The organism is Citrobacter sp. (assembly GCF_050252275.1).
Lineage (GTDB): Bacteria > Pseudomonadota > Gammaproteobacteria > Enterobacterales > Enterobacteriaceae > Citrobacter_A > Citrobacter_A amalonaticus.
Window position 1 is genome coordinate 1 of record NZ_JBFWLF010000150.1, and the last position, 10,881, is coordinate 10,881.

General features: G+C 54.6%; 7 protein-coding genes and 2 pseudogenes. 4 read left to right on the forward strand and 5 right to left on the reverse strand.

Going from position 1 to position 10,881, the window contains the following annotated elements; all coding sequences use genetic code 11:
- The 3 genes and pseudogenes from AB7E14_RS13665 to AB7E14_RS13675 form a co-directional block, all read left to right on the forward strand.
- Positions 1–76: pseudogene (locus tag AB7E14_RS13665) on the forward strand (L-seryl-tRNA selenium transferase); the annotation flags it as partial.
- Positions 73–813, forward strand: a complete 741-nt coding sequence (gene dagF / locus AB7E14_RS13670; RefSeq protein ID WP_042999225.1) for a 2-dehydro-3-deoxy-phosphogluconate aldolase — start codon at positions 73–75, stop codon at positions 811–813. The pseudogene AB7E14_RS13665 and the gene dagF, both read left to right, overlap by 4 nt.
- Before the next feature lie 16 nt (positions 814–829).
- Positions 830–2,740 carry a BglG family transcription antiterminator gene (locus tag AB7E14_RS13675; protein WP_054177074.1) on the forward strand — a complete coding sequence of 637 codons (1,911 nt, stop codon included), beginning with the start codon at positions 830–832 and terminating at the stop codon, positions 2,738–2,740.
- A gap of 47 nt (positions 2,741–2,787) precedes the next feature.
- On the opposite strand, the gene nrdG is transcribed toward AB7E14_RS13675, so the two are convergent.
- The 5 genes from nrdG to treR form a co-directional block, all read right to left on the reverse strand.
- The gene (gene nrdG / locus AB7E14_RS13680) at positions 2,788–3,252 is read right to left on the reverse strand and encodes an anaerobic ribonucleoside-triphosphate reductase-activating protein (protein WP_042999227.1); all 465 of its coding nucleotides are present in this window, start codon (positions 3,250–3,252) and stop codon (positions 2,788–2,790) included.
- A gap of 259 nt (positions 3,253–3,511) precedes the next feature.
- Positions 3,512–5,650 carry an anaerobic ribonucleoside-triphosphate reductase gene (nrdD, locus tag AB7E14_RS13685; protein ID WP_042999228.1) on the reverse strand — a complete coding sequence of 713 codons (2,139 nt, stop codon included), beginning with the start codon at positions 5,648–5,650 and terminating at the stop codon, positions 3,512–3,514.
- A 404-nt stretch (positions 5,651–6,054) separates the two neighbouring features.
- Positions 6,055–7,713, reverse strand: a complete 1,659-nt coding sequence (gene treC / locus AB7E14_RS13690; RefSeq protein ID WP_044253228.1) for an alpha,alpha-phosphotrehalase — start codon at positions 7,711–7,713, stop codon at positions 6,055–6,057.
- A gap of 47 nt (positions 7,714–7,760) precedes the next feature.
- The gene (gene treB, locus AB7E14_RS13695) at positions 7,761–9,179 is read right to left on the reverse strand and encodes a PTS trehalose transporter subunit IIBC (protein WP_316962166.1); all 1,419 of its coding nucleotides are present in this window, start codon (positions 9,177–9,179) and stop codon (positions 7,761–7,763) included.
- A gap of 144 nt (positions 9,180–9,323) precedes the next feature.
- Complete coding sequence (gene treR / locus AB7E14_RS13700; RefSeq protein ID WP_428169601.1) at positions 9,324–10,271, reverse strand: trehalose operon repressor TreR; 948 nt, start codon at positions 10,269–10,271, stop codon at positions 9,324–9,326.
- Between the two features lie 466 nt (positions 10,272–10,737).
- On the opposite strand from treR, the pseudogene AB7E14_RS13705 reads away from it, so the two are divergent.
- Positions 10,738–10,854 (forward strand): annotated as a pseudogene (locus AB7E14_RS13705) (hypothetical protein); the annotation flags it as partial.
- Positions 10,855–10,881: the final 27 nt, after the last annotated feature.

Genomic DNA, 10,881 nt, shown 5'->3' on the forward strand with positions numbered 1-10,881 from the left:
CAGTGTTGATCGTGCACAGTTGGACATTGTGGCGCGCCGGATTGGCGACGTGATTAATCAGGAGAAACAAGCATGAAATTGACCCCGAACTTTTATCGCGATCGCGTCTGCCTGAATGTACTGGCCGGCTCGAAAGAGAACGCGCGTGACATTTACGACGCGGCGGAAGGTCATGTGCTGGTCGGTGTACTCTCCAAAAATTACCCGGATGTCGAAAGCGCGGTGGCGGATATGCGTGACTACGCGGCGCTTATCCACAATGCGCTCTCCGTAGGGCTGGGGGCGGGCGATCCGAACCAGTCGGCGATGGTCAGTGAAATCTCCCGCCAGGTGCAGCCGCAACACGTCAACCAGGTGTTCACCGGCGTGGCAACCAGCCGCGCCCTGCTCGGGCAGAGTGAGACGGTGGTTAACGGTCTGGTATCGCCGACTGGTACGCCAGGTCTGGTCAAAATTTCCACCGGGCCGCTGAGTAGCAAAGCGGCGGACGGCATTGTCCCGGTCGAAACGGCTATCGCGCTGCTGAAAGATATGGGCGGTAGCTCGATCAAATACTTCCCGATGGGCGGTCTGAAATGCCGTGACGAGTTTAACGCGGTGGCTGAAGCCTGTGCGCGTCATGATTTCTGGCTGGAGCCAACCGGCGGGATCGATCTGGAAAACTACGCTGAGATTCTGCAAATTGCCCTCGACGCTGGCGTCAGTAAAATCATTCCTCACATTTATAGTTCTATTATTGATAAGGTAAGCGGAAACACCCGTCCGGACGATGTGCGCCAGTTGCTGGCGCTGACCAGGGCGTGTGTAGGTTAAAAACGAGGAGAGTGATGTGCGATTCCCCAACCAACGTTTGGCGCAACTGTTTACGATGTTGCAAAACGAGACGCTGCCGCAGGATGAGCTGGCGCAGCGGTTGTCGGTTTCCACACGCACTGTTCGTGCTGATATTACAGCGCTCAACGCCCTGCTGACTCAGCACGGCGCGCAGTTTATCCTCAGCCGGGGCAACGGTTATCAGCTCAGGATCGATGACCCGGCAAGCTATCAGTCCCTGCAATCGCAGCAGCCCAGCGCGCTGCGAATTCCGCGCACCAGTCAGGAACGCGTACATTACCTGATGGTACGTTTTCTGACATCCGCCTTTTCTCTCAAACTCGAAGATTTAGCTGATGAATGGTTTGTCAGTCGGGCGACGCTACAAAACGACATGGCAGAAGTGCGTGAATGGCTGCAACGCTATCATTTGACGCTGGAAACGCGTCCGCGCCATGGCATGAAACTGTTTGGCAGCGAGATGGCGATCCGCGCCTGCCTGACCGACCTTCTCTGGACGCTGGCGCAGCAGGATCCCGCTAATCCGCTGGTGACCGAAGAGGCGCTGTATGCCGGGGTGCCATCGCAGCTTCAACCGCTGCTTGAGGAGATTTTCAATCGCTTCCATATTCGCCTTACTGACGAAGGCGAGCTGTTTTTACGTCTGTACTGCGCGGTCGCGGTACGCCGTATCAGCGAAGGGTATCCGTTGTCGGAATTCACCAACGAAGAGGTGGAAGAGAACGTGTGCCTGGCGGCGCGTGAGATTGCCGCTGTCGTGCAGCATCTGGCAAATCATCCGCTGTCGGTGTCGGAAGAGAACTGGCTGAAGGTACATATCGCGGCGCGGCAGGTGCAGGAGATTGCGCCCAGTGCGATCAATGCCGACGACGAGGAAGCGCTGGTCAATTACATCCTGCGGTTTATCAACAGCCAGTACAACTATAACCTGTTGAATGATAAACAGCTTCATGCGGATTTACTCACTCACATCAAAACGATGATCACCCGGGTGCGCTATCAGATCATGATCCCGAACCCGCTGTTGGAGAACATCAAGCAACACTATCCCATGGCATGGGATATGACCCTGGCGGCAGTCTCCAGTTGGGGTAAATACACCCCTTACGCCATCAGCGAAAACGAGATCGGCTTTCTGGTGTTACACATCGGCGTTGGGCTTGAACGTAGTTACAACATCGGTTACCAGCGGCAGCCAAAAGTTCTGCTGGTCTGCGACACGGGAAATGCGATGGTGCGGATGATTGAAGCGGTACTGGCGCGCAAATATCCGCAGATCGAGATTGTAAACACGCTGACGCTGCGTGATTACGAACAGCGCGAGAGTATCGCGGAGGACTTTGTGATCGCCACGGCGCGGATCGGTGAGAAAGACAAGCCGGTCGTGCAGATCGCCCCGTTTCCTACCGACTATCAACTGGAGCAGATCGGTAAGTTAGTGCTGGTAGACAGAACCCGTCCGTGGATGCTGAACAAATACTTCGATGCCGCGCATTTTCGTATTATCGAAGGCGAGATGGACCAGCAGACGCTGTTTAAAACCTTGTGCGATCAGTTGCAGCGTGAAGGGTTTGTCGACGCGGAATTCCTCGATTCGGTGGTGGAACGTGAGGCGATTGTCAGCACGATGCTCGGTGACAGCATTGCGCTGCCGCACGCCCTCGGACTGCTGGCGAAAAAAACGGTGGTCTACACGGTGCTCGCCCCGCAGGGTATCGCCTGGGGGGACGAAACCGCACATGTGATCTTTTTACTCGCTATCAGTAAAAGCGAGTACGAAGAGGCAATGGCCATCTACGATATCTTTGTCACTTTCCTGCGTGAACGCGCTATGACGCGACTGTGCGGCAGCCAAAACTTCGCCGAGTTTAAAGCGGTGGCGATGGAGTGTGTGAGTCGTTTTTGATGGGAGGGGCAGGAAAGACGGAAAGCAGATGCTGTCCGCCATAGTGTTTACCGTAAATGATGGACAACCTGGTTGCTGCTGCCGCGCCAGATCAGCGCAGGGTCTTTCAGATCCTGCACAAATTTGCCGTCCACCAGCACGTTAATGAGGTCCACAACCTGCATTTGCGCGGCGTTGAGTTCATCCAGCTTATAGCCGGTCCACACCCAGATATCTTTACCTGCACATTCAGCACGAATGCGCTGCACCAGCTTCAGGATATCCGGTACGTTCTGCGGATGAAGCGGATCGCCGCCGGAAAGGGAGATCCCCTGGCGGTGGATCCGCGTATCGTTTAGATCGCTAATGATCTGGTCTTCCATTGCTTTCGTGAATGGCTGACCGGAGTTCAGCCGCCAGGTGCTTTTGTTATAGCAGCCGGGGCATTCGTGTACGCACCCTGAAACAAACAGGGTGCAGCGAGTGCCGGGGCCGTTAACGATATCGACGGGATAATACTGGTGATAATTCATTTTTCCTCGTTGCATTTGGCGCTGTAGCTGTGTTGGCCGCTCTCACTCACCCGGGTCACTTACTGATGTAAGCTCCCCGGGATTCGTTCGTTTGCCGCCTTGCTACAACACCAACTGCTTAGAGGAAAACCACGACATTGGAACTGTAGTTAGCGGTAGTAGGCCGGATAAGGTGCTTGCACCGCCATCCGGCAACATTGTGATGCCTGATGGCGACGCGATGGCGTCTTATCAGGCCTACGGCCTTTGCAAACGGAAATTAACCGATCTGCCCATTCCCTAAATGTTTAACGCGACGCTTCACTTCTTCTTGTTTACCGGCGTTAAACGGACGTGCGTCCGGGCTGCCTAAATAACCGCAGACGCGGCGGGTTACCGACACGCGTGCCGCGTCGTGATTACCGCATTTCGGACAGGTGAAGCCTTTGCTGGTGCATTCGAATTCACCGGTAAAGCCGCACTCGTAGCATTCATCGATTGGCGTATTGGTGCCGTAATACGGCACATGCTGATAGCTGTAGTCCCAGACATCTTCCAGCGCTTTCAGGTTGTGCTGGATGTTCGGGTATTCGCCATAGCAAATGAAGCCACCGCTCGCCAACGGCGGGTAAGGCGCTTCAAAATCGATTTTGTCGTACGGGTTCACCTTCTTCTCCACATCAAGGTGGAAACTGTTGGTGTAGTATCCTTTATCGGTGACGCCCGGCACGACGCCAAACTCGGCGGTATCCAGACGGCAGAAGCGGTCACACAGGTTTTCACTCGGCGTGCTGTACAGGCTAAAGCCGTAGCCGGTCTCTTCTTTCCATTTATCGACGGCCTGACGCAGATGCTCAACAATGGCAACCGCTTTCGCGCGCAGCGCTTCGCTGTCGTAGACATGCGTATCACCAAACAGCGCGTTGATGGTTTCGTGGATACCAATGTAGCCCAGTGAAATCGATGCACGACCGTTTTTGAAGATTTCCGCGATATCATCATCGGCTTTCAGACGTACGCCGCAGGCGCCTTCCATATAGAGGATCGGCGCGACGCGAGCCTTAACGCCTTCCAGACGGGCAATACGGGTCATCAGCGCTTTACGCGCCAGCGTCAGACGATCGTCCAGCAGTTTCCAGAACGTCGGCTCATCACCACCTGCTTCCAGCGCGATACGCGGCAGGTTAAGGCTTATCACGCCGAGGTTGTTACGCCCATCGTGAACCTGTTCGCCTTTCTCGTTTTCCCACACGCCGAGGAAGCTGCGGCAGCCCATCGGGGTTTTGAACGAACCGGTGACTTTCACGACCTGATCGTAGTTCAGGATGTCCGGATACATGCGCTTGCTGGCACACTCCAGCGCCAGTTGTTTGATGTCGTAGTTCGGATCGCCAAATTTGTGGTTCAGGCCGTCACGAATCGCAAACACCAGTTTCGGGAACACGGCGGTTTTGCGATTTTTGCCCAGACCGGCGATACGGTTACGCAAAATGGACTGCTGAATCAGGCGCGATTCCCAACTGGTGCCCAGGCCGAAACCAAAGGTCACAAATGGCGTCTGGCCGTTGGCGGTATGCAGCGTATTGACCTCATACTCCAGAGACTGGAAGGCGTCGTAGCACTCTTTCTCGGTACGGGAATGCGCGTAGCCGTCGGCATCCGGAATTTGCCACTCTTCCGCCGTCTTACGGTGCTTGTTAAAGCTGGCAGTCACGAATGGCGCCAGTACTTCATCAATACGGTTAATGGTGGTGCCGCCGTAAATATGGCTGGCGACCTGCGCGATGATTTGCGCGGTCACGGCGGTGGCGGTAGAGATGGATTTTGGCGGCTCGATTTCTGCGTTACCCATCTTAAAGCCCTGCGTCAGCATCCCTTTGAGATCGATAAGCATGCAGTTGAACATCGGGAAGAACGGGGAATAGTCGAGATCATGGTAGTGAATATCACCGCGCTCGTGCGCCTGTACCACATCACGCGGCAGCAGATGCTGACGGGCGTAGTGTTTGGCGACGATACCGGCCAGCAGGTCGCGCTGGGTCGGGATGACTTTACTGTCTTTATTGGCGTTTTCATTGAGCAACGCGGAATTGGTCTGTTCTACCAGGCCGCGAATTTCCTGGTTCAGACGACCGCGTTTCTCTCGCTGAATATCACGGTCATGGCGATATTCAATGTAGGCGCGCGCCAGCTGCTTGTAAGGGCCTGACATCAGTTGGTTTTCAACCGCCGTCTGGATCTCATTAATATCGACCTGGCTACGCGCGTCCATCTGACTGCTAACGACTTCTGCGACGGTGGCGCAGTAATCTGCGTCATCGACTCCCGCTGCTTTAGCTGCACGCAGAATGGCTTCTTTGATGCGCTCTGATTTAAACGGCACTTTACAGCCATCTCGTTTCATCACATGCGGTGTCATGATCACTCCATAATGTATAAGAACAGGTTATCCACAGAGGCTCGGGAGGCGTTGATATGATTATTCATCTCTCTATCCAATCACTTCCCGCGATCCAGTCCCATGTTATCCACAAAGTCACCTTGACTGTGGACATCATTGTTGTTGTAAATGTAGTTGATTAATACAACATGTTGGGGCGGATTGCATTTTAAGTTCTATATATAGTGATTTGCATCAAGGATGTTTACGATTTTTTTGATGTAGCGCAAGGTAAAAAGCAGAGCGTACAGTTGGCGGGCGTTATAGCGATTGTAAATTGTGATATAGAAAAATCTGATTATTTATTCAACAAAAACAGTAAGCTAACGCGGGGCGACCTTTTTGCCCGGCATCGAGAGTTTGCCGGGCAAAATGTGTTCAGTTTATGACTTCTGCAACCACCAGATCGCTTCGAAAGGACGCAGCGTCATCGCCGTTGGCAGTGGTGAAACTTCATCATAGTTGTGCATCAACACCTGCCAGTTACCCCGGTACGATTCCGGGAACCAGGCCTGACATTCACCGCTCAGATTGGCAATGACCAGCAGCCGCTGTCCTTGCCACTCGCGCTGATAACACCATACGTGTGGGCTGTCCGGCAACAGATCCTGATAGTCACCCCAGGTCAGCACAGGTTCGGATTTACGCAGCGCAATCAGTCGTTGATAGGTATAAAACACCGACGAATTATCGCCGAGCGCGTTCTCCACGTTGATGTCCGCGTAGTTATCGCACAGGGAGATCCACGGTTCACCCTGGCTGAAACCGGCGTTCTTGCGGTTATTCCACTGCATTGGCGTACGGCTGTTGTCACGGGATTTACTGGCCAGGATTGCCAGCAGTTCATTGGCATCGCGACCCTCCGCCCGCAGCCCGGCAAACATGTTATGGCTTTCCACATCGCGGTAGTCGGTGATCCGGGTGAAGTGAGGATTGGTCATGCCGATCTCTTCCCCTTGATAGATGTACGGTGTGCCCTGCATACCGTGCAGCACCATCGCCAGCATTTTCGCGGCCGGCACCCGATATTCCCCTTCGTCGCCAAAGCGCGAAACAATGCGCGGCTGATCGTGGTTACACCAGAACAGCGCATTCCACGCGACGTTGTGCATTCCTTGCTGCCAGTGGCGGAACAGGGTCTTCAGTGCGACAAAATCGGGCTTCGCCAGCGTCCATTTCTCTCCATTGGGATAATCGACCTTCAGGTGATGAAAATTGAAGGTCATCGACAGTTCGCTACCGTCCAGCGCGGCGTAGCGCTGGCAATGTTCCAGCGTGGTGGAGGACATTTCACCGACCGTCATCAACTTGCGCGGCGTAAAGACGTCGCGGTTCATCTCATGCAGAAATTCATGCGCTCGCGGCCCATCGGTATAAAAACGGCGACCGTCGCCGTCCAGGTCATTGGGGAAGCGCTGATCTTTGGAGATCAGGTTGACGACGTCCAGGCGCAGGCCATCCACGCCGCGATCGGCCCAGAATTCGCAGACTTTTTTCAGCTCGGCGCGGACGGCAGGGTTTTCCCAGTTCAGGTCCGCCTGTTCCGGGGCGAAGAGGTGCAGATAATACTGTTCGCTCTGGGCATGCCATTGCCAGGCGTTACCGCCAAACTTGGAGCGCCAGTTATTGGGCAGTGCATCAGGCGTGCCGTCGCGCCAGATGTAAAACTCGCGATACGGGCTGTCTTTGTCGAGCGCCTCACGAAACCAGGCGTGCTGCGTGGAGGTGTGGTTAAACACCATGTCGAGAATAATGCGGATGCCGCGTGCTTTCGCCTGGGCGACCAGTTCATCGAAGTCATCCAGCGTACCGTAAGCGGGATCGATAGCGGTATAGTTAGCGACATCGTAGCCATTATCCACTTGCGGTGAGATATAGAACGGGGTCAGCCAGAGGGCATCTACGCCCAGTTTATGCAGGTAATCGAGGCGCTGAGTCACGCCGCGTAAATCGCCGGTGCCGCTGCCGGTCGTATCCTGAAAGCTTTTGGGATAGATCTGGTAGATGACGCCGTTTTGCCACCAGTGGGGAAGGGTATTCATAGTCAATTCCTGGTTATGCGAGGGGCGCAAGTGCGCCCCGAATAAAATCAGACAATCTGTAACGTGCCCCGACGGTATTTGCGCTGGTAAACCATAGAAGTCAGCACGATCGGGATGACAATGGCGATGGCTATCGCGACGGCGTAGACCTGCCAGTAAGTCGGTTGGATAGAAAGGATGCCCGGCAGGCCGCCAACGCCGATACCGTTCGCCATCACCCCGTACAGGCCGCAGAGCAGACCGGCGAGACCGGAGCCGATCATTGCGCAGAGCATCGGGAAGCGGTATTTCAGGTTGATACCGTACATTGCTGGTTCAGTGACCCCGAGATAGGCGGAGATCGCGGCAGGAACGGAGATCTCGCGTTCGTTCTGTTTACGGCTGGCGATAATAATGCCGACCACCGCAGACGCCTGCGCGATGTTGGAAAGGGCAATCAGCGGCCATACCGGCGTTCCTCCCATGCTCTGGATCATCTGCATGTCGATGGCGAGCGTGGTCTGGTGCACGCCGGTAATCACCAGTGGGGCGTACAGGAAGCCAAACAGCGCGGCACCAATCGGCGCGAAGCTGCCGGTCATCAGATGGCGAACCGCAAAGGCCACACCGTCGCCAATCAAGCGGCCAAACGGACCGATCAGCGCATGAGCGAGGAAGACCGCGAGGATCAATGAACACACCGGCACCACCACGAGATACAGATAATCCGGCACGATGCGTTTCAGGCGCGTTTCAATCACGCCCAGCGCCAGGCCAGCCAGCAGCGCCGGAATGACCTGCGCCTGATAGCCTACTTTCGCGATGGTGAACAGGCCGAAGTTCCATACTTCCGGTACCTGCTGCCCCAGCAGATACGCGTTCATCAACTGTGGCGATACCAGCGTAACGCCAAGCACGATGCCGAGGATCGGCGTACCGCCCATTTTTTTCACCGCCGACCAGCAGATGCCCACCGGCAGATAGAAGAAGATGGCTTCGCCAATCAGCCACAGGAAGTCATAGATCGTTTTCAGCGCTGGATACATCTGCGCCAGCGTCTGGCCGTTGCTCATTGGCAGGTCGCCAATGACGTTGCGGAAACCTAAGATCAAGCCTCCGCTAATCAGCGCCGGCAGCAGCGGGAAGAAGATTTCAGCGAAATGGGAGATGAGTTGCTCATGCCATTTCATGTTCTGACGAGCCGCTTTTTTCGCCTGCTCTTTATCGGCGTGCGCCTGCCCGGTGGTGGCCAGCAGCGCCTTGTAATAATCGCCAACCTCGGTGCCAATCACCACCTGGAACTGACCGGCGTTGGTAAAGCAGCCTTTGACCATCGGTAAGGCTTCAATTTCTTTCGGTCTGGCGTTTGCTGGCTGATTCAGCACAAAGCGCAGGCGCGTAATACAGTGACTCACGGTGGCGATATTCTCTCGCCCGCCTACCAGCTCTATCAGCCGGTCAATATCCGCTTGTTTAACTTTGCTCATCATGAAGCCTCGTGGCGATGACAGTGAAAAGGGGGGTTATGCGATGGCCACAGAGTATATCCGGGATAAAAAATTAAAAATGGGAACGTTCCCGAAACGCAGCGAAGATCACAAATTATCGTTCAGAAAGCGATCAGCAATGCTTCAGGAAAGGGTGGAAGGAATGACGATCTGGCGCAGCTCGCTGCGTCCGTTGATCTGCTCGATCAACTGGGAAGCCGCCTGGCGTCCGGCTTCGGCATAGCCGGGATCGACCGTGACGATCTCCGGATGCAGGAATTTCATCAACGGCGTATTACCGACGCTCGCCAGTTGCAGATTATCGACCCGCTGTTCTTGCAAATATTTACTGGCACCGAGCGCGAGAGTATCCGTGGCGCAGACCAGCGCGGTAGTGTCTGGTGTAATGACGCTCGCGGCATGCTCATAGCCTTGCTTCATCGCCAGACCCGGCAGGGCCGCGACGGGATGTAACTTATGTTGTTTGCAAAACGCGAGATAGGCGTCATGGCGGCGTTTCCCGGTGGTGACGTCACTGTGCGGCACACCGAGAAAGCTGATGTGGCGATGCCCCTGATCGTACAGACGTTGCATGAGGATTTTAATCGCCCCGTCGTCGTCGTAGCAGACGGAGGCAAAGCCTTTCGCATCACGAGCCAGCAGCACCAGCGATGCCTGCCACGGGGCGATCATCGTGTCCGTGATGCCGGTAAAACCGAACAGCACCACGCCGTCGATATTGCGGCGTTTCAGCATACCTAAGTGTTCTTCCACTTTTTCCGGGGAAAACTGACTTTCCATCATGATCGGATCGTAACCCTGCTCATAAAACACCGGCAGCATCGTATGTACGGCAAGGTTTTCCGACAGGGAGTCAAGACGGGTTACAATGATGGCGACGACTTTATCGCTCTGGCCACGCATGGCGCGGGCTGAACGGGAAGGAGAAAATCCGTGCTGATTCATCACGGCTTCGACACGCTCGCGAGTCCGTTCACTGACGCCGCTTTCGTTGTTCAGCACACGGGAAACGGTGGATTTCCCCACGCCGCTTAAGCGGGCGATGTCTTTGATAGTCAGCCGATTTTGCATCCTGTTTTCCCGTGGTACGCAACAAAAGATGATAAGAGGGTAACTTTACTTATAGAAACCACAATGGGCAAAGTCTGGTTTATACACGTCATCCTTCACGCTGCTTTTGCGTTGGCGTCGTTCATTTTCTGCCGGGATGCGAACCGAATGTTTTTGTGTATATGTTTTGTTTAATTGCCGGGGGTTATTATAACGCCATAAATGCCACAATTATTATGATCTACAACTTATAATCTGTGGGCTAACTTATTCAATTACCGGAGGCTTTATGGATCCCGATCCCACCCCTCTCCCGACCTGGAGAACACGCGCTTTCCGGTAAGCCTGCCTTTCGCTGTCTTACCGGTGATGTAAGACAGTGACGCATTAACGTCCCTGTTTAAAAATGATGTTACCTGTCAGGTAAGGTTTTGCCACGCCTGAAGGATATTTCTGCGCCTGTCTTATTGGCGCGGAGGGGCTGCCTATGTTTAAAAATATAACTCGCCAGCTGTTTGCCCGGCTTGGACGCCATTTGCCCGATCGCCTGGTGCACCGCGATCCATTACCTAATGCACAGTCGATTGCCAGCACCCCGAAACCATCATAACAGAGTGAACACATCCAGAAA

Excerpts from the sequence above, each read along its gene's own strand:
- dagF (WP_042999225.1), top strand. The coding sequence starts at position 73 with ATGAAATTGACCCCGAACTTTTATCGCGATCGCGTCTGCCTGAATGTA.
- nrdD (WP_042999228.1), bottom strand. The coding sequence starts at position 5,650 with ATGACACCGCATGTGATGAAACGAGATGGCTGTAAAGTGCCGTTTAAA.
- treC (WP_044253228.1), bottom strand. The coding sequence starts at position 7,713 with ATGAATACCCTTCCCCACTGGTGGCAAAACGGCGTCATCTACCAGATC.
- treB (WP_316962166.1), bottom strand. The coding sequence starts at position 9,179 with ATGAGCAAAGTTAAACAAGCGGATATTGACCGGCTGATAGAGCTGGTA.
- nrdG (WP_042999227.1), bottom strand. The coding sequence starts at position 3,252 with ATGAATTATCACCAGTATTATCCCGTCGATATCGTTAACGGCCCCGGC.
- treR (WP_428169601.1), bottom strand. The coding sequence starts at position 10,271 with ATGCAAAATCGGCTGACTATCAAAGACATCGCCCGCTTAAGCGGCGTG.